Genomic DNA, 21,592 nt, shown 5'->3' with positions numbered 1-21,592 from the left:
AAGCGCTCAACGTCCTCTCCAGTATTTGCCCTGCCAGGAGTCGCGGCGCTTCAGCTCCGCGTCGATGGCGTTGAGCACTTCCCATTTTTTGAGGCTCCACATCGGTCCGATCAGCAGGTCGCGCGGCGCGTCTCCGGTCAGCCGATGCACGATCATTTCTGGCGGCAGAAATTCAAGCGTGTCCACAATCAGCTTGACGTATTCGTCCTGTTCCAGGAAACGCAGCAATCCTGCTTCGTACTGCTTCACCATCGGCGTCTTGCGCATCAGATGGAGCAGGTGGATCTTAATGCCCTGCACGTCCATGTTCGCCACGGCGCGGCCGGTCTCCAGCATCATTTCATGCGTTTCCTGCGGCAGGCCGTAAATGATATGCGTGCACACCCGGATGCCGCGTGCGCGCAGTTTCTCCACCGCATCGAGGTAGCATTGCGTATCGTGCGCCCGGTTGATCAGCGTGGACGTCGACTCATGGATCGTTTGCAAGCCCATTTCGACCCAGAGGTAGGTGCGCTCATTGAGCTCGGCTAAATAATCCACGACATCGTCCGGCAGGCAATCCGGTCTCGTGGCGATGGATAAACCGACGACACCCGGCTGCTCCAGAATCGCTTCGTAATATTCACGAAGCACCTCCACCGGCGCATAAGTATTCGTATAAGCCTGAAAATATCCAATATATTTCGCATGCGGCCACTTCAGATGCTGCCGGTCGCGGATCGTGGCAAACTGCGTTACCAGATCGTCCCGGCGGCTTCCGGCAAAATCGCCCGATCCCCGGGCGCTGCAGAACGTGCAACCGCCCTTTGCGATCGAGCCATCGCGGTTGGGACAAGTGAATCCGGCATCTAGCATCACCTTAAATACCTTGTCTCCGAACTCTTGGCGCATCTCGAAATTCCAGGTATGAAATCTTTTGTCTCCCCACAAAGCAGGAGTGTCCGTCATCAGTGTACTCATTGCGGCTCCTTCATTTTGTCACAAAATATTTTTTTGCATATTTATACAACGGCGAAAGCCCCGTCCGTACGCCGCTTCCACTGAATTTATTGTATCAAATTTCACTGGAAAAGGGGAATGCTGCTTGCCTGTTTCCTTGCGGCAGGGTATGGAAATATGTTATTTTGAGAATATCAATTTCGTTGGACCCCAATTCCAAAATATATCGAAAAAGGAATCACTCGTCTCGTCTCCCCGGCGAACGGTTGGTTCCTTTTTCATTGCGCGCTTTACATTTGCAGCAAACTTCGGCACAATATTGCAAGGAATGGATACCAAGAAAGCGGAGGAATAACATGCGTTTACGCGGCAGAAAAGGAATACGGGAGCATTTGGAGGAGCAGCAGGATCTGGTTGTCCTGAATCCCCGGGAATATAAAGGACGCTGGGCGGAGGTGTTCGGCAACGGCCGTCCGATCCACATCGAGCTTGGCATGGGCAAAGGTCAGTTTATCAGCGGCATGAGTGTAAAATATCCAGACGTGAACTTCATCGGCATGGACATGTATGATGAGTTGATTCGCCGGGCGAGCGAGAAGGTGCGCGCGAAATGGGACGAGCAGGGCGGGCTGAAGCCGCAAACCGTTCGTCTGGCGCTGGGGAATATTGAAATGATCGAGGAGTTTTTTGCGCCAGGGGAAGTGGAGCGCATTTATTTGAACTTCAGTGATCCATGGCCGAAGAAGAAGCATTGGCGCCGGCGCTTGACGCACCCGCGGTTTTTGGAGAAATACCGTCATCTCCTGAACGAAAACGGCGAAATTCACTTCAAGACTGACTCCCGCGTGCTGTTTGAATTTTCGCTGAATGCCTTTGCCGCGGTTGGATTGCAGATGAGCGACATTTCGCTTAGCCTGCATGAAGGCGGGATTAATGAGGCCCATGTCATGACGGAATACGAAAGCAAATTCGTAGGACAAGGCATGCCGATCTACCGCTGCGAAGTAATGGTTGGCGAAGCGGCCTTACAGCGTTACCATGAGCGGAAGATGGAGATGTTTAAATAGCAAAAAAATCGGAGCAGGATGAATCCTGACTCCGCTTTTTTGTAAATCGCCTTCCTGATCAGGCTGGTTATTTTCGGATGAAATTCGTATTTCCAAGTAAATCAATGATAGCTTGAGCACTTTGCATCGGCCGGAACCGGGCGATATGGTTCAAGACCTCTTCCCGTTTGCGAACGACTTCATCGTATTGCTCAGTCAAACGTTTGATCCAATCGGTGATATCGTCCAGTGATTTCATGGGCGTTCCCCAACCTTGCTGAGCAAAATAATGTGAATTTTCCTCTTCCTGGCCGGGAAGCGGCTGGTGGAACAGCATCGGGATGCCTTTGGCCAACCCTTCCGAGCAGGTCATGCCGCCCGGCTTGGTAATCAGCAAATCGGACACTTCCATCAGCTTGTCGATTTCCTTCGTGAACCCAAGCAGATGGATGTTGGGATGAATGAACCGGGGGTCCTTTTTCATTTTCTCCAGCGACTTCTCGTTGCTGCCCAGGCAGAAAATGACTTGGATTTGCTCCCGGTAAGAGGCGAGCAGTGCATTGACCGCTTCGTCCTTCATGAAGCCCCAGCCCCCGCCCATGACCAGAACGGTAGGCATATCCTTCAGATGGAATTGCAGGCGGATATCTTCCTTCCGATGGCGCTCCCAGAAATTCGGATGGATCGGGATGCCGGTAATCAGGATTTTATTATTGTCTACGCCCCGTTCCATCAATTTCTTCTGCACCTGGTCGGTGGAAACGAGATAACAATTCACTTCCCGGCTCACCCAAGCACCGTGCACATCATAATCGGTAATGACGGTACAGAGCGGGACGTCCAGCATACCTAGCCGTTTCAGGCGGGAAATAACCGCGCTGGGGATCGGATGGGTGCAGACGATCACGTCGGGATGAAGCTGACGGATAATTTGAATTGTACGCGTATAAAAAATCCGATGAAGAGCCATCGTCGTCAATCGGTTTAAAGATTTTTTGTAGTTGCTGCGATACATCATACGGACAAGCCGAGGCTGCGAGGACACCGTTTTCTTGTAAGCGGTGATGATGATCGGCGCCACCCTAGGGTTCAAAAAACTGCCCAGCTCTAGGACTTTCGTCTGTATGTTTGGCGCAATCTTTCGTAAACTGCTGGAGAGCGCGTAGGCCGCTTGCGTATGACCGGCTCCAAACCCCTCGGATAAAAGTAAGACTCTCTGTTTTTGCACTGGTTTCACCTTATTCCTGCAAGGTTTTCCTACTGTCTACAATATCCCCTTTAAGCCCATAATGCAACCGTTCCAAGCGCTACAGAGGAGCCGATGACCGCTCCTGCCAAGGTGTCTGAAGGGTAATGTAGGCCTAAATAAATACGCGAAACTGCCACGATCAGAGCGATCGGCAACAGCACCAGAATCAAGCTTGGGACCGCGGCCATAAACGGTACCGTTATAGAAAAAATGGCCGTCGTATGCCCGGACGGAAACGAGTGGTCCGTCAGCGGGTTCCGGAACGTATTGGTGCCCGGCAGCGTTAAGTAGGGCCGAAGACGCGGGTAGGTTTTTTTGACGAGTGCTACTGGAAGATGACTGATCGCGAGCGCGACGCAGGATTGCAAGCCGATTTTGCTCCATGGCTGCGGAGCCGCAAGCCAGATGAGCAAGGACGAAAGGATGGTGAACCAAGCTCCCCCTAAATGAGTTAAATGATACAGCCAGAAATTCAGAAAACTGCGGTGCAGGCGGCCGTTGATTCCTACAAAGAGCTGTCGGTCGAGTTGTTGAAGCTTATGGAATAAACGAGTCATAATATCCCTCCGCACGATGGTTGGCCGCGTTCTAGTCCCCGGAAACTGCCTGTCCCGTGGCTGCTCTTTTCAAATAGCATGGCATTTTCAAGTTAGACTAATCATATTTTTATTCTATGGCCTTTTCAAGGACGTTTTTTTGCGCTGCAGGCCGTGCTCTTTTTGACTTTTCGTTCTTCGCCCTTGTACAATGATTCAAATCATAGCAGATCTGTTTAAAAAAATGGTGCAGATTTGTTAACTTTTTGCCAAGTGAGTTCGTCTATGTAATTGTAACGCCAACAAGGCGTCCAGCCGAGCAATAAAAATTAAAAAAAGAAATAAAAATTGCCAAAAGTGATGAGAATAGGATGTAACCGTACCTGAAAGCAGGTGCGGGGCCCCCGTATGCCAAAATTCACCGGTCTTCCAGTTTTTTGCGCAACGTAAGGGCCATAGTTGCTTTGACAAACAACGTCAAGTTGTGGAAAATCGTATTTGGTTTGAAAAAAGAGCCGGCAACGAGTCCAAAGAAAGATCTAGAAAGAAAGAGCAAGATAAGAAAGAAAGGGTCATTCACAATCTAAAACTCCGAGAGATAAAGAAAAAAACAATCGGGGTAAAAAGGGGGCAAGAAATCATGTTGGATGTCATCTTGATTTCACTGCAGGTCATTCTGGCAGTGGTTGGGGTGTATCAATTTGGTTTGGCTTTATTTGGCATGTATAGAAAGAAGAACAAGGTGCAATACGAACCGAGCAAATCCTTTGCTGTGCTGGTTGCAGCACATAACGAGGAAAAAGTGGTCGGGGCGTTGATGGAAAATTTGAAACAAATGAACTACCCGAAAGAATTGTACGACGTGTTTGTCATTTGCGATAACTGCAGCGATAATACCGCAAATATCGTTCGCAGCCACGGGATGAACGCTTGCGTGCGGACCAACCCGAACTTGCGGGGGAAAGGCTATGCCATCGAATGGATGCTGAAGCAGCTATGGAAGATGCCGCGTCAATACGACGCCGTTGTGATGTTCGATGCCGACAATTTGGTGCATCCGGACTTCCTGCGGGAAATGAATAACGATCTTTGCGCCGGCGCGCGGGTCATCCAAGGCTACATCGATACGAAGAATCCGGAGGATTCCTGGATTACCGCTTCCTACGGGATTTCGTACTGGTATTGTAACCGCCTGTGGCAGCTGTCCCGGACGAACCTGAAGATGGCGAACTTCCTTGGCGGCACAGGAATGTGCTTTGAAACCGAGCTATTGAAAGAAATCGGCTGGGGCGCTACAAGCTTGGTAGAAGACCTTGAATTTACGATGCGTTGCGTTGAACGCGGGGTATATCCGGTGTTTAACTATGACGCGAAGCTGTTCGATGAGAAGCCATTGACGTTTAAAGCGTCGGCGCGCCAACGTCTGCGTTGGATGCAAGGGCACTTCACCGTCGCTCGCCGTTATTTCTTCCCGCTGCTGTGGAAGAGCATCAAGGAGCGGAACATGGTGAAGCTGGACATGGCGCTTTATGGAGCCAACGTGTACATCGTGTTATTGACGTTCCTGCTGACGGCGTTTATCTGGGTCGACCAATCGTTGCTGGAAGGGCCGCATGTTCAAACGTTGTACGGCTACCTGCCGATGTGGGTGTCGTATGTGGCGGTTGTCGCAAACGTGTTTATTTTCTTGATGGCGATGTTCCTGGAGAAGGTCAAATCCAAGAAGGTCTACGCTTACTTGGTCCTGTTCCCGATTTACCTGATCTCCTGGTGGTCAATCACGTTCTACGCGTTCTTCACCCAGAACAACAAGCAATGGAGCCATACGCAGCATACGCGGGTGGTTCGCCTGGAAGAAGTCCAAAGCAACAAGGTGAGTTAAAAATCGATTCGCTCCCAGCTTCATCCAACCTTCTCGGTGCTGAAAAGTCGATTTTTTAACTTTTGATTAAATGTTACAAAGTTTACGAAGCGGGCTCGGCGTCGAATTTTGAATTCAGCCGGGCCCTTTGTTTGCCCAAAGTTGGCTTTTTGCGCCTGCTGGGAGAATAGCGGCAAAAAATGGCCTTATTTGCTGCGAAATTGGAGTTTGCGGTAAAATAGCGGAATTTATTTCCCTTATTTTTGCCGGAAGGCGCGAAAACAAGGGATTTTGCTGCAGGTTTGTGGAAATAAGGCCATAAAATGGTCTTATTTTGACCCATTAGAGCGCCTACAGCGAAATAAGGGTAAAAATGTCCTCTATTACTCCGAAAACATCGCCAACCCGCCCATGAATCCGCCCATGTTTAATCCGGTCTCATCAGACATTCGTTTTTTTGCCAACTCCCCTTGACTTGGTAAAATACACATGGTATAGTATTTGAAGTTGCAAGATATTTTTGGATTGCAAGCAGAGGCCCCGGCTTCTCACCTGACCGACGCACGTGTTGGCTGGTTTTGATCCGTTCATTTATGAATGCAATGTTCATGAAGAATTGACGATCAATGAGGGATGCGGGTATTGGGCCTGCATCCTTTTTATGTGTGTGAGTACAGGGTCCAAGTCATTACTAAGACCACTTGGAGGTGGAGGATTATCAGTAAGGAACATTTGATCAATGAAGAGATTCGTGCGAAAGAAGTCCGTCTCGTAGGCGCTGAAGGCGAACAAATCGGCATTAAGCCGCTGCGCGAAGCGCTGCAGATGGCGATGGACCTGAATCTGGATCTGGTGAACGTTGCGCCGACTGCCAAGCCGCCGGTATGCCGGATTATGGACTATGGCAAGTTCCGTTACGAGCAGCAGAAGAAAGAGAAGGAAGCCCGCAAGAATCAGAAAATTGTGGACATCAAGGAAGTGTGGTTCCGCGCGAACATCGAGGAACACGATTTCCAAACGAAACTTCGCAATGTGATCAAATTTTTGAAAGATGGCGACAAGGTAAAATGCTCGGTTCGCTTCCGCGGACGGGAAATTACCCATGCCGACATCGGGAAGAAAATTCTCGACCGCGTCAAAGATGAGGTTGCGGAAATCTCGAACGTTGAACGAGTTCCGAAGCTGGAAGGACGCAGTATGATCATGATCCTGGCACCGAAAAACTAATCGTTTGTTTTCTATATATGATCGTTCCAACAGCGGAATGACCTGAAAGAGAAAACGGGCGTCACAAACTTTGAGGGGGAAGTACAATGCCTAAAATGAAAACCCACAGCAGCCTGAAAGGCCGCTTCAAAATTACCGGATCCGGTAAAGTTAGACGTTACAAAGCGAACCGCAATCACTTGCTGTCCCATAAGTCCAAACGTGCAAAACGTGTTTTGGCCAACAGCCCTGTTGCATACGCAGGTGACGTTCGCCGCATGAAGCAGCAACTGGCGAACCTGAAGTAATTTTCGAAGGAACAATCTACACAACTTATTGGGAGGTTTTTTAAATGGCAAGAGTAAAAGGCGGATTCGTCGTTCGTCGTCGTCATAAAAAAGTACTGAAACTGGCTAAAGGTTATTTTGGTTCCAAACACCGCATTTTCAAAACTGCGAACGAGCAAGTGATGAAATCCTTGCTGTACGCTTACCGTGACCGCCGCGCGAAAAAACGCGACTTCCGCAAACTGTGGATCGTTCGTATTAATGCGGCAGCTCGCATGAACGGTTTGTCCTACAGCAAATTGATGCATGGCTTGAAGCTCGCTGACGTGAACATCAACCGCAAAATGCTGGCTGATCTCGCAGTGAACGACTTGAATGCCTTCAATTCTTTGGCAGCTGTTGCTAAAGAGAAAATCAACGCGTAAAACTCAAACGATAAGGCGCTGTTTCCGGATCTTCCGGGACGGCGCTTTTTTTGGGGAATCGAGCCGTCTGAGGGGAATTACATAGACTGGAGCCGAAACGATGAACACGCGGCAGGATTGTGTTGGTGTTTTCGGAGTGCTATTTCCTGGAAATCCATGGAATGTTCCCGGGGTAGGGGATTGTGCCTTCGACAGAAAGCCTTGAGTTTAGGGCATGGAATTGTCGGAAATATGGAATGCTATAGAAGAACCGCACGACACGATCGTCGATCCTTACAAACCTGGGAAAATACCAATGTTTGCGCGTGAATTAGGTCTGAATGTTCGGAAATAGCGTGGTTAGCCGGATAATCTCACATGATGCGAACATTGGATGATAAATTTGTCGAAAGTAAGCGTTTTATCAAAGGTAAAGGCGAAAATTATTTAACCCAAGGTTATTAAAAGTATGGATTTTAGAATATTTTACAGGTATAATCTGTCTGTGTGGTCAACTTAGACAAGACTCACAAAATTTTAAGGGGGATTAACCGCAATGAACAAAGCCTTCAAACTTTCTTTACTCTTGGTGCTCGCATTTACTCTGATTTTGGCGGGATGCGGTAACAACAATGCAGCAAACAACGGCGGAACAACTAATGCAGGAAATGCCGGAAATACAGCAGACAACTCGCAAGCAGGCAACGGCGAAACGGCAACCGATGCATCGAAGATTAAAGTCGGTCTCGTTACTGACGTGGGCGGCGTAAACGACAAATCCTTTAACCAATCGGCATGGGAAGCTTTGACTGAGCTGAATAAAGAGACTGGTCTCCAAACCAAATATCTGCAAAGTAACCAAAGCTCTGACTATGTGCCAAACTTGAACCAGTTTGTACAAGGCGGTTATGACTTGACTTGGTCGATCGGTTTTGACCTTGGCGATGCGACATTACAAGTTGCTCAAGCGAATCCAAACGCAAAAATGGCAATCATCGACAACGTGGTTGATGCTCCTAACGTAGAGTCCGTAACATTTGCCGAAAACGAAGGTTCCTTCTTGGTTGGCGTTGTTGCTGGTCTGACCACGAAAACAAACAAAATCGGCTTTATCGGCGGGATGGAAAGCCCAGTTATCAAACGCTTCGAAGTTGGTTTCCAAGCGGGTGTAGCTGCGGTTAACCCAGATGCAAAAGTAACGGTTACTTATGCAGGTGCATATGACAAACCGGACGTAGGTAAATCCTTGGCAAGCCAATTGTTTAACGATGGCGCAGACATCATCTTCCCGGCTGCAGGTCAAACGGGGAACGGCGTATTTAACGAAGCAGCTGCTCGTAACCAAGCCGGCGGTGCTAACAAATTGTGGGTTATCGGCGTAGACAAAGACCAATCGCTGGAATTCGGTGACGAAGTAACCCTGACTTCCATGATGAAACGCGTTGACGTTGCCGTTAAGAACGTCACGCAACAAGTGATCGACGGTACGTTCAAAGGTGGTCAAGTAACGAACCTGACGCTGAAAGAAGATGGCGTAGGCTTGCCGGAAGAGAATCCGAACCTGAGTCAAGAAATCTTGGACAAAGTCGAAGAATTCAAACAAAAAATCGTCAATGGCGAAATTACGGTTCCTGCTGAGTAATCAGCAAGCGCAAGACATTTACGTCCGTATGGACAGTGGAATATAATTAAGTCATTCAAGCGAGCAAGGCCAGTGGATCTACTGGCCTTGTTGCTTGCGTTAATCCCATAATGGTGAGGGTGGTTTCATGAGCGCTGAAGCTCCCGTAGTCGAGTTGAAGCAAATCACAAAACGGTTTCCCGGTATCGTCGCGAACGATTCCATCAGCCTAACCTTACGCAAGGGCGAGATTCACGCCTTGCTAGGCGAGAACGGCGCGGGTAAATCAACGTTGATGAACATTTTATTTGGTCTGTATCAGCCGGATGAAGGCACAATCGAAATGAATGGCCAGCCGGTGACAATCGACAATCCCAACAAGGCGATTAAACTAGGCATTGGGATGGTGCACCAGCATTTTAAACTAGTTCATCCTTTTACGGTGACCGAGAACATCATTCTTGGCATGGAACCGAAAAAGGGACTTAATATCGACTATAAATCGGCGACCGCCCAAGTGGCGAAACTGTCGGAGCAGTACGGCCTGCAAGTTGATCCCAACGCGAAAATCCACGATATTTCCGTAGGGATGCAGCAACGGGTCGAGATCTTGAAAATTCTGTTCCGCGGCGCAGATATTCTTATATTTGACGAACCTACCGCTGTGCTGACTCCCCAGGAAATCGAAGAACTGATGGCGATTATGAGACGGCTGGTGGCAGAAGGCAAGTCCATCATCTTGATCACGCACAAACTGAAGGAAATCATGGAGATTTCCGACCGAGTTACGATTATTAGACGGGGCAAAGTGATCGATACCGTCGAAACAGCAAAGACGAATCCACAAGAACTGGCCGAGAAGATGGTGGGCCGCGGCGTGACCTTTAAGGTTGATAAAAAAGAACCGCAGATTGGCGAGCCTGTCCTGCAGCTGAGAGATTTGAAAGCGAAGGACAAGCAGGGGATTCAGATCCTGAACGGGCTGAACCTAGATGTGCGTGCCGGGGAAATCGTCGGCATTGCCGGGGTTGACGGCAACGGACAGAGCGAATTGATTGAGGCGATCACTGGATTGCGTAAAATTGATTCCGGCTCCATCAAGCTGTCGGGCAAGGAAATTGCCAACCTTCCGGCGCGCAAGATTATCGAAAGCGGGTTGTCCCATATCCCAGAGGATCGTCATAAGCACGGCTTGGTGCTGGACTTTTCCATCAGCGAAAACATGATCCTTGAGACCTATTACAAAGCACCTTACAGCAAGGGCGGTATCCTAAATCGGCGGGCGATCGACGAGCATGCCAAGCAATTGGTTGAAGCGTTTGACGTGCGTACGCCAAGCATAGAGACGAAAGCGCGCTCCCTGTCCGGGGGGAACCAGCAGAAGGCGATTATTGCGCGGGAAATAGACAAGAATCCAGATCTGCTGATTGCTGCTCAACCGACACGGGGACTGGATGTCGGAGCGATCGAATTTGTTCATAAACAGCTGATTGAGCAGCGGGATCAAGGCAAAGCGGTGTTGCTGATCTCCTTCGAGCTGGATGAAATCATGAACGTGTCCGATCGGATTGCCGTCATCTATGAAGGCCGGATCGTCGGGGAAGTGCTTCCGCACGAAACCAATGATCAGGAGCTGGGTCTCATGATGGCGGGAAGCCTGGAACGGGGAGGTCAAAGCGTTGGATAAGTTGCGAAAAATATTTACGCTAGATAGCATTATTCTTCCGATTGTAGCCATTGTGCTTGGCTTATTGGTCGGCGCGGTGGTTATGCTGGTCGGCGGATACAATCCGTTAGTAGCTTATGGTGCCTTGGTGCAGCGGGTCGTAGGGAATCCGTACGATTTCGGCGAAACCATCCGTCAAATCACGCCGTTGATGTTCACGGGGTTAGCGGTCGCTTTCGCCTTCCGCTCCGGGATGTTTAACATCGGTGCGGATGGACAAGTCTTGATCGGCATGACGGTGGCGACAGCGGTATCGCTGTCCTTCAAGGGATTGCCATCGGCCATCCTGGTGCCTTTAGCAGTTATTGCCGGGGGAATTGGCGGCGGACTTTGGGCTGCCATTGCGGGATACCTGAAGGCCAAACGGGGCATCAATGAAGTTATCACCACGATCATGTTGAACTGGACGGCGCTGTATCTTTCCAACTACATCATTCGTAATTTTTACCTGCTTAAGGGCCAAAACCGTTCGGAGAACATCGATGCGTCCGCTTCGATGACGTTCTTAAACGATGTGTTTAATAACGCACGGGTCCATTGGGGAACGGTAATTGCTTTGCTGACAGCCGTATTCTTCTTTGTGTACCTCTGGAAAACGAAGCAAGGCTATGAAATGCGCTCCGTGGGTCTGAACCCAAATGCGGCGGAATACGCCGGGATGAACGTCGGCCGCAACATCGTGAAAGCGATGTTCATCAGCGGTGTGTTTGCGGGTCTGGCCGGCACGTTTGAGGTGCTTGGCGTGTTTCATTATCAATCGGTGTTCGCCGCGTCTCCGGGATACGGGTTTGACGGTATCGCCGTGGCGTTGCTGGGCATGAACCATCCGTTTGGCGTGGTGCTTGGTTCGATCCTGTACGGCGTATTGACGTACGGCTCGGCCGGGATGAGCTTTAGCGCCGGTGTACCGCCGGAACTGATCAAGATCGTAATCGGTTCGATCATATTCTTTATTGCCGCTCAAGGCATTGTAAGAATCGTGCTGAAGCCGTTTTACCTGAAGCGCAAGAAAGAGAAGGTGTCGTAAGATGGACGTACTTACACTGCTTGGTCAATTGCTGAACTCCACCCTTGTCTTTTCCACGGCGTTGATATTTACGGCGCTTGGCGGTATCTTTTCCGAGCGTTCCGGCGTCGTTAACATCGGCTTGGAGGGTTTGATGATATTCGGTGCGTTTGCGGCTGGCGTAGGGACCTACTATGCCCAAGAAGCAGGGATGGGCAGCTTCTCGCCGTGGGTTGGCGTGATTGCGGCGATGGTAGCGGGAGCGCTCGGCGCGCTGATTCATGCCATTGCTACGATTACGTTTAAAGCGGATCAGACGATCAGCGGGATCGTAATCAACTTCCTGGCAGCGGGCTTGACCGTGTACATCGTCAAATTGATTTTCGACGGAGCTGCTGAAACTCCGCTGGTTACCGTGTTCCATAAGGTTCCAATCCCGATTCTGCGCGATATCCCGATCATCGGGGAAGGCTTCTTTAACTCGTACCCAACGACGTATCTGGCGTTAATCCTCGTCGTGGTCATTTACTTCGTGCTGTTTAAAACGCCGTTTGGACTGCGCCTGCGTTCTGTCGGCGAACATCCAAGTGCGGCGGACACGCTGGGCGTTAACGTGACCAAAATGCGTTATATCGGGGTGCTGCTCAGCGGTGTCCTCGGAGGGATCGGCGGCGCTACGATTACGCTGACGACAACCAGTACGTTTGCCCATAATACGATCTCCGGCCAAGGCTTTATTGCGATTGCGGCCATGATCTTCGGTAAATGGAACCCGCTGGGCGCCTTTGGTGCGGCGATGTTCTTTGGCTTCTCGCAGGCGATCCGCAACTACGTGCAGTTGTTCGATTGGTCGAGAAGTATTCCGCAGGAATTTATCTTTATGATCCCTTACGTGCTGACGATTATCGTCCTCGTTGGTGCGGTGGGTCGATCCTCGGCGCCGGCGGCGCTTGGTACGCCATACGATCCGGGGAAACGTTAAGCTTCAAGTTGAAAGGATGCTACCATTGGTCAGCATCCTTTTTTTGCCCTTCTGGAGTTAGAAGCCCGTTTGTCAGCGGTCAAGGCGATGGTGTATGCCAGGGTGGAGACAGGCGCATATGCTAAGGGTGTACACAAAATAGCCGAGTCAAACGGTTCGGCCAGAGCGGTTTTCACGGCTATAGGATCTAACCTGACAGGAGGAATTCGGATGGGCAGAACGGTTACGAGAAAAGAAGCCGAGAAATGGCTGGGCAAGCAGATCGCGGCTTATAAAAAAGACGGCACGGTGGTTACAGGGAAGCTGGTGAAAATTAGCGGCAATCGCTTGATCCTCCGCCAAGCTCCCGGCAAAAAAGTCAAAACCAAAGCGTTAATCCCGCTTGTATTGTTTGATCTCTTAGCGATCGGCACCGCTCCATACGCCTTTGGCGGTTATTCGTACGGGGGGTATCCGTATGGCGGAGGCGTACCGTACGGCGGTTATCCTTCCCCGTATTTCTGGTAAGCTGGCTTAATTGCGGCTGGGCAGTCTTTTTTTCAGCTCATAACATTGGGACAACGGGATGTAACGCTGAGTCCGATATCCCAATTTGCGGTAAAAGAGGTGGGCTCGGGTGTTATCCCGGTCCACCATTACTTTTGCCCGTTGACATCCCCGGGAGACCGCGAAGTTTTCCGCATGGGCCATTAACGTTTTGCCATGACGCTGCCGTTGGTGTTCCGTTGCCACCGCCATCATATCGATATATAACAGGTCGCCGTAAATAAGAAAATGGATGAAAGCGACGGGATCCGCTTCGTAGGTTGGTGACGCAATCAGCGATACGCCGCGTGACAGCCGCACTGGGAGATCCTTAAAGACCGCTTCAATATCCTGAGGAGGCATATGGGTGAAGGGGACAAGCTCCCTGCGGATGAGATCGTAGATGACGGGATCGTCCTGTTTCGGCCTTCTGTAACGAATCATACGCGAATCTCCTCCTAACCGTGCATAAGATTGGGCGCTATCTTTTATCATATGAGGGAGAGGAGGGAAAGGGTTCCTGTTGGAAACTTTAATTGTTTAGGGTATTGACGTGCGGTGTCATCTAATCATATAATGTTCCTAAACATTTGAAGCATATCTTGCAAACGGCAATGATGAGGACGAAGCTTTAAGGGCTCTTTGCTCAGAGAGTGGATGGATTTGCTGAGACCACCACCAAAATCCCTTAACTGCGAGCTCACCTCGGAGCTGTTTCCCTGAAAAGCTGCAAGCCATCCGCGGTGGCGCTTGCGACAAAGGCTTAGTAGGGGGAATCGTCTGGTCCGCGTTATGGACCACGAGTAAGGCAGCTTAGGCTTTTACTCGTCAAGGCTTGGCACTGCGAGGTGCTGGGTAAAAATGGGTGGTACCACGGAGGATTAAACCTTTCGTCCCTCGGAGCAGGAAACTGTTCCGGCGGACGGAAGGTTTTTTTAGTTTAATAAGAGTTTCAAAAATTGACTTTTAAAAAACAACCTATGAAAAGGAGGATGACTGATGAGCGCGCAAATTCCAGAAGTGCGGTCTACAGAACAATTACGAGAGAAATGGATGAAACCGGAAGTCATTTCGGGTTCCGAAATCCTGCTTCGCAGCTTGCTTTTGGAAGGTGTCGAATGCGTCTTTGGTTATCCGGGCGGAGCGGTGTTGTATATTTACGATGCGCTGTACGGATTTAAAGACTTCCATCACCTGCTAACGCGACATGAGCAGGGCGCCATCCATGCGGCAGACGGGTACGCGCGGGCTACCGGCAAAGTCGGCGTATGTATCGCCACCTCCGGTCCGGGAGCAACCAACACGGTGACGGGGATCGCCACTGCGTTTATGGATTCAGTTCCGCTGGTTGTGATTACGGGGAACGTCGTTTCCAGCCTGATCGGTACGGATGCGTTCCAAGAAGCAGATATTACCGGCATTACGATGCCGATTACGAAACACAGCTATCTGGTTCGGCGCGTAGAGGATTTGCCGCGAATTATTCACGAAGCATTCCATATCGCGAACACGGGACGCAAAGGACCGGTTCTGATCGACATTCCGAAGGACGTATCCGCAAACAAAACGTTGTTCGAGCCCGTCCAAACCATCAACCTGCGCGGTTACAACCCGACGGTGGTGCCAAACCGCTTGCAGCTGGATAAATTGGCTGCGGCGATCCAGGAGGCTGAACGTCCGGTGATTATTGCCGGGGGCGGCGTCGTTTACTCCGGCGGACATGAACAGCTGTTCGAATTCGTTAATAAGACGCAAATTCCGATTACAACGACTTTACTTGGCTTGGGTGCTTTCCCGAGCGGCCACGAGCTGTGGATGGGAATGCCGGGAATGCACGGCACGTATACGGCCAACCAGTCGATTCAACAATCCGATTTGCTGATCAACATCGGGGCGCGGTTTGACGATCGGGTGACCGGTAAGCTGGACGGATTTGCCCCGCATGCCAAAGTGGTGCATATCGACATCGACCCAGCGGAAATCGGCAAGAACGTTTATGCGGACATTCCGATCGTGGGAGACGTCAAAACGGTGCTGGAAATGCTGAATCCACTCGTATCCCGGGCGGACAAAGCGGATGCTTGGAGAGCACAAATCCAACGCATGAAAATCGAGAAGCCGCTGAAGTATAAGGACTCGGATACGGTGCTGAAGCCGCAGTGGGTCATCGAGATGCTGAACGAAACGACAGGCGGCGATGCGATCATCACGACCGACGTAGGTCAGCATCAAATGTGGACGGCCCAGTACTACAAATTTAATCAGCCTCGCTCCTGGATCACTTCGGGCGGCCTCGGAACTATGGGATTTGGCTTCCCTGCCGCTATTGGTGCACAAATGGGACATCCCGATCGGCTGGTGATCTCGATCAACGGTGACGGCGGCATGCAGATGTGTGCTCAGGAGCTGGCGATCTGCGCGATCAACAACATTCCGGTCAAAGTCGTGGTTATCAATAACCAGGTACTCGGCATGGTTCGCCAATGGCAGGAATTAATTTATAACAACCGCTACAGCCATATCAATCTCGAGGGAAGTCCGGATTTCGTCAAACTGGCGGAAGCTTACGGCGTCAAGGGCCTGCGGGCAACCAACAAAGAAGAAGCCAGACGCGTATGGCAGGAAGCGCTCGACACGCCGGGACCGGTACTGGTGGAATTCGTGGTCAGCAAAGAGGAAAATGTATATCCGATGGTTACCCAAGGCTCCACCATTGATCAAATGTTGATGGGGGACAGTGAATGATGATGAAAAGCCATGCGATCTCTGTTTTAGTGAACGACCAGCCAGGTGTTCTGCAGCGTGTTGCCGGCCTTTTCGGACGGCGCGGTTTTAATATCGAGAGCATTACCGTAGGGCAATCCGAGGAAGCAGGCTTGTCCCGGATGATCATCGTCACGCAAGGGGACGACAAAACGCTGGAGCAAATTGAGAAGCAGCTCTACAAACTGATCGACGTGATCAAAGTTGTGAATCTCAGCTCCAGACCGATGGTGGCGCGCGAGCTCGCTTTGATCAAGGTTAAAGCGGAGCCGGCGGAGCGCCCGGAAATTATGGGCGTTGTCGAAACGTTCCGCGCCGCAGTCGTCGATATCGGGACGCACAGCATGATCGTCCAAGTAGTGGGCGATACCGAGAAAATCGATGCAATGATTGAATTGCTCCGTCCATACGGGATCCGGGAGCTGTCGCGCACCGGCGTGACCGCCATGATCCGGGGGAACGCGTAAAACGTAAACAAGGCTTCACCAAAGCTCATTGACACTACAGTAGAATTGCCGCCGCGCGCGGCTTCACCTCTCCGCTCGCTGCCGAGCGGGTGTTTGAGGGGATCGATCAAGCCAAGAGTTCACTTTACCGCTTCAAGGCGTCGGTCCGTTGAAATACCCGCTCGTTACAGGCGGAGGAAACCATATTATACTAATTATCAAGGGCACAGCTTGACTGTCCCGCAAATCTTAGGAGGGCATAAGAAATGGCAGTTACTTTGTACTATGAACAAGATGCAGATCTCAGCGTATTGAAAGGAAAAACCATTGCTATTATCGGTTACGGCAGCCAAGGACATGCCCATGCGCAAAACCTGCGCGAAAGCGGACTGAATGTCATCGTTGGCCTGCGCGAAGGTAAATCCTTCAACAAAGCGAAGGAAGACGGTTTTGAGGTATTGTCCGTTGCGGAAGCAACCAAACGTGCAGACGTTGTGCAAATCCTGATGCCGGATGAAACGCAAGCTGCGGTTTATAACAGCGAAATCGCTCCTAACCTGAAAAAAGGCGCCGCATTATTGTTCGCTCACGGCTTTAACGTACATTTCGGTCAAATCGTACCTTCCCCGGACAATGACGTGTTGCTCGTTGCGCCAAAATCCCCAGGTCATATGGTTCGCCGTACTTATGTTGAAGGCTTTGGCGTTCCCGGTCTGATCGCGATCCACCAAGACGCTACCGGCAAAGCGAAAGAAATCGGACTCGCTTATGCGAAAGGGATCGGCTGTACGCGTGCAGGGGTTATCGAAACTTCGTTCCGTGAAGAAACCGAAACCGACCTGTTCGGTGAACAAGCTGTATTGTGCGGCGGTGTATCTGCCTTGATCAAAGCCGGCTTCGAGACGCTGGTTGAAGCAGGTTATGCTCCAGAAATGGCATACTTCGAGTGCTTGCACGAAATGAAGCTGATCGTCGACCTGATTTATGAAGGCGGCTTGGCGACCATGCGCGATTCCATCTCCAACACGGCGGAATACGGCGACTATGTTACTGGCCCGCGCATCGTAACGGAAGAAACGAAGAAAGCGATGAAAGAAGTGCTTTCCGATATCCAACAAGGGAAATTCGCCCGCGATTTTATCCTGGAAAACCAATCCAACCGTGCGTTTCTTACGGCAACTCGCCGCAACGAAGCGAACCATCCGATCGAAGTGGTTGGCAAAGAGCTGCGCGGTTTGATGCACTGGATCAAGAAATAAGCGGTATACCGCTCCTATTGTAAAACGTAAGATAAGTATTAACCTGAATATCCAATGCGGCCGTGCCTAATGCGTGAGCCGCATTGGAGCTTTTCGGAGGAGGTGCATGGCATGCGCAAAATCTACATTTTTGATACGACGCTTCGGGATGGGGAGCAGTCTCCCGGAGTCAACCTGAATACTCGCGAAAAGCTGGAGATCGCCTATCAGCTGGAGAAGCTGGGAGTCGACCGGATTGAAGCGGGCTTCCCTGCAGCTTCGCCCGGGGATTTGGCCGCCGTGAACGCCGTGGCGCGTGCGGTTAAGAAGTCGACGGTGATCGGCTTGTCGCGTTCGCGCACCCAGGATATCGATGCGGTCCGCGAAGCGCTGCAAGGAGCGGAAGACCCTTGCATTCACTTGTTCCTGGCCACCAGTCCGATCCACCGGCAATATAAGCTGAAGATGAGCAAAGAACAAGTACTGGAAACCGCGCAGGCGGCACTTCGTTATGCGAGCAAGTACTTTTCCAAGATCGAATTCTCCTGCGAGGATGCTGGCCGGACTGAATTGGATTTCCTCTGCGAGATGACGGCGATGGCTATCCGCGAAGGCGCATCGGTGGTGAATATCCCAGATACGGTAGGGTATTTGTATCCGGAAGAATACGGCAACATCTTCCGTACGCTGAAGGAGAAGGTGCCTGGGATCGAGAAAATCCAGCTGAGCGCCCATTGTCATGATGATTTAGGCTTGGCAACGGCGAACTCGCTGGCGGCGATCCTCGGCGGAGCCGACCAAATCGAAGGAACGATCAACGGGATCGGGGAACGGGCCGGCAATACCGCGCTGGAAGAAGTAGCGCTGGCGCTGGAAACCCGGTTTGATTTCTTCGGTGCCAAGACCACGCTGGAACTGTCGGAAATCGCCCGTACGAGCCGACTTGTCAGCCGTTTGACCGGGATGGTCGTGCCGGGCAACAAGGCGATTGTGGGCGCAAATGCGTTTGCCCATGAATCCGGCATCCACCAGGACGGCATGCTGAAGGAGAAAACGACTTACGAAATCATGTCCCCGGAAACGATTGGGCTCAAGGAAAGCAAGTTGGTGTTGGGCAAGCATTCCGGCCGCCACGCATTCCGCGAGAAGCTGGTTGATATGGGGTATACCTTGGACGACGAGCGGTTAAATGAAGCCTTCGCCAAATTCAAGGCGCTCGCCGATAAGAAGAAGGAAATCACCGACGAAGACCTGCTGGCGATCGTTGAGGAGAAGCTGGTCGATACGCCGGAGGAATTCCGCCTCGAGACGATCTTTGTCTCTTACGGCAACGAGGCTACACCTGCAGCGAAGGTGCGGCTCGTTACTCTTGGCGGCGACATTATCGAGAAGGAAGCCGAAGGCAACGGTTCGGTTGATGCGATTTATAACGCCATCGATCTGGCTTCCGGCGAGGAAGTCAAGCTGGCGGACTACTCGATCAAATCGGTTAGCCAAGGCAAAGACGCCCAGGGTGAAGTGCATGTCGTGCTGACGCAAAACGGCATCTCCGTACAGGGCCGCGGCATTAGCACCGACATTTTGGAAGCAAGCGCCCGCGCTTATGTCGATGCTATTAACCGGTTGATTGAGAAGAGAAAAACCCACTCTACGATTCAGGCGTAACTCTACGTGGATGTGCGGTTACAGCGGAGCTGATTCATTCAGCTTCGCTGTTTTTATTTTTGCTTATAGTTAAAACCTATGACCTTAATAGATTCTATATCTTTGTCTATCCTTACCCGGTGTGTTACAACTGAAGAAGAGGATGTTCACGAAAGGGAGCTGGAAGCAATGGCAGAAGTCAAGAAAATCGCAGTCATCGCGGGTGACGGCATCGGGCCGGAAGTGGTGGCTGAAGCGGAGAAAGTGTTGAAACGGACAGAGGAACTGTTCGGATACCAGTTTGAAACGGAGCATGCGTTGTTCGGCGGGATCGCCATCGATGAGAAAGGAACGCCGCTGCCGCAAGAGACGCTGGAGATTTGTCAAAAGGCTGATGCTGTTCTGCTCGGGGCTGTAGGCGGTCCAAAATGGGACAACAATCCGAAGGAGCTGCGCCCAGAAACCGGCCTGCTCGGTATTCGTAAAGCGCTCGGCTTGTTCTCGAACCTGCGTCCGGCGGTGGTATTCGATTGCCTGAAGGACGCTTCGACGCTGAAACCGGAAGTGCTTGAAGGGACGGACCTTATCGTTGTGCGTGAGTTGACCGGCGGCATCTACTTCGGTGAGAAATACCGCCGCGATACAGAGCAAGGTCAAGAAGCCGTGGATACCTGTGCATATAACGTAAAAGAAGTTGAGCGGATCGTTCGCCAAGCGTTTGAGATTGCCCAGAAGCGCCGGAAGAAGCTGGCTTCGGTAGATAAGGCCAACGTGCTGGAAACGTCGCGGTTGTGGCGTGAAGTCGTGAACCGGATCGCACCGGAATATCCGGACGTTGAGCTGGAGCATGTTCTGGTGGATAACTGCGCGATGCAGCTGCTGCGCCGTCCTGCCAGCTTCGACGTAATCGTAACGGAAAATATGTTCGGCGACATTTTGAGCGATGAAGCGGCCATGTTGACCGGCTCGATTGGCATGTTGTCCTCCGCTTCCTTGGGCGAAGGCAGCTTTGGGCTGTATGAGCCTGTACACGGTTCGGCACCGGACATCGCAGGCCAAAACCTGGCCAACCCGATTGCGACGATCTTGTCCGTTGCGCTGATGTTCCGCTTAACCTTTGGCTATGCTGATGCAGCCGACGCGATCGAAGCCGCTGTAACCGACGTGCTGAATGCCGGACATCGTACCGGCGACATTGCCGTTGACAAGAGCAAAGCGATTGGTACAAAGGAAATGGGCGATCTGATCGTAGCTGCGATGAAGAAATAAATCAATCTGCATGGGGCCGTTTGATTGACTTTGGAAATGGCCGATGTTACCATGTGGGAAGAAATAAGAAGAAGGACCCCCTGTTTGAGCCTGGCTCAAATCGGGGGTTTTTTGCCCAGAAGCTTTCTCTGGCGAAGGATTGGCCAAACTCCCAGGATTTACAATCCATACGCAGGAATTTGAAGCAAGCTTCACGAATAAATTATATGAAAATCCCGGCTTCAGGTAGAGCCAGGAAGAGGAAATGAACCAAACGCGGGAAGGGGTGAAGGGGAATGAGCTTTTGCTGCGGAGCCAGCATGCTGGGGACAAAGGGCACCTTAAAGCATTATCGCACGCAGGTACATAATGTGCCCCTGTTATTTTGCCCGGTGTGCCACCGGGTTGAGGTTCATTATAAAGTGGAGAACGAATACGAAATTCTGGCCGAATACGCGCATGGTGACGGAGTGGCGGAGATTGATTTTCAGGATTTTGTTATGGAGGACGATGACTCCATTTTCGGAAATTGCGTAAATCGGGAAGATGAAGATCCCTTGGCCATTGTGCAGAGCCAAATCGATATTTCGCTGGACCTCATGTCTGTTGCCAAACAAATCGGCGACGAGAAATGGACGGAGGAGCTAAAGAAAAGGCTGGCGGTCATGAGCCGTCGCCGGGCCCGGCTGCTACACAACAATCGTTAAATCCTAGAAATAGTCTTCCGGAAGGGAGACTATTTGCATTTTTTTAGGACTATGGTAGTCGTTTTGCGTTGATCCCACTTTTTTCGACAGTTTCTCTGATTGACGGTATTTGGAAAACTTGATTATGATTGAAACAGGTGGCTTTTGACTTATCGGGA

20 protein-coding genes are annotated in these 21,592 nt (G+C 51.0%); 16 read left to right on the top strand and 4 right to left on the bottom strand.

Going from position 1 to position 21,592, the window contains the following annotated elements; all coding sequences use genetic code 11:
* Positions 1-6 precede the first annotated feature (6 nt).
* Positions 7-960 carry a TIGR01212 family radical SAM protein gene (locus tag ACL02P_RS10825; protein ID WP_009226113.1) on the bottom strand — a complete coding sequence of 318 codons (954 nt, stop codon included), beginning with the start codon at positions 958-960 and terminating at the stop codon, positions 7-9.
* A 335-nt stretch (positions 961-1,295) separates the two neighbouring features.
* On the opposite strand from ACL02P_RS10825, the gene trmB reads away from it, so the two are divergent.
* Positions 1,296-2,006 (top strand): tRNA (guanosine(46)-N7)-methyltransferase TrmB, encoded by a 711-nt coding sequence (gene trmB / locus ACL02P_RS10820; protein WP_009226115.1) that lies wholly within the window; start codon positions 1,296-1,298, stop codon positions 2,004-2,006.
* Positions 2,007-2,073: 67 nt separating this feature from the next.
* Here the strand turns inward: trmB and ACL02P_RS10815 are convergent, their stop codons facing one another.
* Positions 2,074-3,213 carry an MGDG synthase family glycosyltransferase gene (locus ACL02P_RS10815; protein WP_260069810.1) on the bottom strand — a complete coding sequence of 380 codons (1,140 nt, stop codon included), beginning with the start codon at positions 3,211-3,213 and terminating at the stop codon, positions 2,074-2,076.
* A 50-nt stretch (positions 3,214-3,263) separates the two neighbouring features.
* Positions 3,264-3,791, bottom strand: a complete 528-nt coding sequence (locus ACL02P_RS10810) for a phosphatase PAP2 family protein (protein WP_036645980.1) — start codon at positions 3,789-3,791, stop codon at positions 3,264-3,266.
* A gap of 619 nt (positions 3,792-4,410) precedes the next feature.
* On the opposite strand from ACL02P_RS10810, the gene ACL02P_RS10805 reads away from it, so the two are divergent.
* From ACL02P_RS10805 to ACL02P_RS10765, 9 genes are all read left to right on the top strand, one after another.
* Positions 4,411-5,652 carry a glycosyltransferase family 2 protein gene (locus tag ACL02P_RS10805; protein WP_412837234.1) on the top strand — a complete coding sequence of 414 codons (1,242 nt, stop codon included), beginning with the start codon at positions 4,411-4,413 and terminating at the stop codon, positions 5,650-5,652.
* Positions 5,653-6,363: 711 nt separating this feature from the next.
* Positions 6,364-6,858 (top strand): translation initiation factor IF-3, encoded by a 495-nt coding sequence (gene infC / locus ACL02P_RS10800; RefSeq protein WP_009226729.1) that lies wholly within the window; start codon positions 6,364-6,366, stop codon positions 6,856-6,858.
* Between the two features lie 86 nt (positions 6,859-6,944).
* A complete protein-coding gene (rpmI, locus tag ACL02P_RS10795; RefSeq protein WP_009226728.1) occupies positions 6,945-7,145 on the top strand; it encodes a 50S ribosomal protein L35 in 201 nt (66 codons plus the stop codon).
* Between the two features lie 44 nt (positions 7,146-7,189).
* Complete coding sequence (gene rplT, locus ACL02P_RS10790; protein WP_009226727.1) at positions 7,190-7,549, top strand: 50S ribosomal protein L20; 360 nt, start codon at positions 7,190-7,192, stop codon at positions 7,547-7,549.
* Between the two features lie 535 nt (positions 7,550-8,084).
* The gene (locus ACL02P_RS10785; protein WP_412837233.1) at positions 8,085-9,170 is read left to right on the top strand and encodes a BMP family lipoprotein; all 1,086 of its coding nucleotides are present in this window, start codon (positions 8,085-8,087) and stop codon (positions 9,168-9,170) included.
* 127 nt (positions 9,171-9,297) lie between these two features.
* Positions 9,298-10,836, top strand: a complete 1,539-nt coding sequence (locus tag ACL02P_RS10780; RefSeq protein WP_260071734.1) for an ABC transporter ATP-binding protein — start codon at positions 9,298-9,300, stop codon at positions 10,834-10,836.
* Complete coding sequence (locus ACL02P_RS10775) at positions 10,829-11,902, top strand: ABC transporter permease (RefSeq protein WP_127576613.1); 1,074 nt, start codon at positions 10,829-10,831, stop codon at positions 11,900-11,902. Before ACL02P_RS10780 ends, ACL02P_RS10775 begins: the two co-directional genes overlap by 8 nt.
* Before the next feature lies 1 nt (position 11,903).
* Complete coding sequence (locus ACL02P_RS10770) at positions 11,904-12,863, top strand: ABC transporter permease (protein ID WP_127576612.1); 960 nt, start codon at positions 11,904-11,906, stop codon at positions 12,861-12,863.
* A gap of 210 nt (positions 12,864-13,073) precedes the next feature.
* Complete coding sequence (locus tag ACL02P_RS10765; protein ID WP_009226722.1) at positions 13,074-13,370, top strand: hypothetical protein; 297 nt, start codon at positions 13,074-13,076, stop codon at positions 13,368-13,370.
* 6 nt (positions 13,371-13,376) lie between these two features.
* Here the strand turns inward: ACL02P_RS10765 and ACL02P_RS10760 are convergent, their stop codons facing one another.
* A complete protein-coding gene (locus ACL02P_RS10760) occupies positions 13,377-13,832 on the bottom strand; it encodes a GNAT family N-acetyltransferase (RefSeq protein WP_412837232.1) in 456 nt (151 codons plus the stop codon).
* 555 nt (positions 13,833-14,387) lie between these two features.
* Between ACL02P_RS10760 and ilvB the strand changes: the two genes are divergently transcribed.
* The 6 genes from ilvB to ACL02P_RS10730 all read left to right on the top strand — a co-directional run bounded on the left by ilvB (position 14,388) and on the right by ACL02P_RS10730 (position 21,434).
* Complete coding sequence (gene ilvB, locus ACL02P_RS10755; protein WP_009226720.1) at positions 14,388-16,133, top strand: biosynthetic-type acetolactate synthase large subunit; 1,746 nt, start codon at positions 14,388-14,390, stop codon at positions 16,131-16,133.
* Entirely contained in the window at positions 16,130-16,618 is a 489-nt protein-coding gene (gene ilvN / locus ACL02P_RS10750; RefSeq protein WP_009226719.1) for an acetolactate synthase small subunit, read from the top strand. The genes ilvB and ilvN overlap by 4 nt, the downstream gene beginning before the upstream one ends.
* A gap of 245 nt (positions 16,619-16,863) precedes the next feature.
* Entirely contained in the window at positions 16,864-17,856 is a 993-nt protein-coding gene (gene ilvC, locus ACL02P_RS10745) for a ketol-acid reductoisomerase (protein ID WP_323076097.1), read from the top strand.
* A gap of 111 nt (positions 17,857-17,967) precedes the next feature.
* Entirely contained in the window at positions 17,968-19,500 is a 1,533-nt protein-coding gene (locus tag ACL02P_RS10740; protein ID WP_412837231.1) for a 2-isopropylmalate synthase, read from the top strand.
* A 168-nt stretch (positions 19,501-19,668) separates the two neighbouring features.
* The gene (gene leuB / locus ACL02P_RS10735) at positions 19,669-20,748 is read left to right on the top strand and encodes a 3-isopropylmalate dehydrogenase (RefSeq protein ID WP_009226716.1); all 1,080 of its coding nucleotides are present in this window, start codon (positions 19,669-19,671) and stop codon (positions 20,746-20,748) included.
* Positions 20,749-21,023: 275 nt separating this feature from the next.
* Positions 21,024-21,434, top strand: coding sequence for a hypothetical protein (locus ACL02P_RS10730; protein WP_009226715.1), 411 nt, complete (start codon positions 21,024-21,026; stop codon positions 21,432-21,434).
* The last annotated feature ends 158 nt before the right edge of the window (positions 21,435-21,592 follow it).

It is taken from the genome of Paenibacillus sp. MB22_1 (assembly GCF_047200555.1).
Taxonomy (GTDB): Bacteria; Bacillota; Bacilli; order Paenibacillales; family Paenibacillaceae; genus Fontibacillus; species Fontibacillus phoenicis.
The sequence above is the reverse complement of the archived record's forward strand: the minus strand, read 5'-3'. Positions and strand labels throughout refer to the sequence as shown.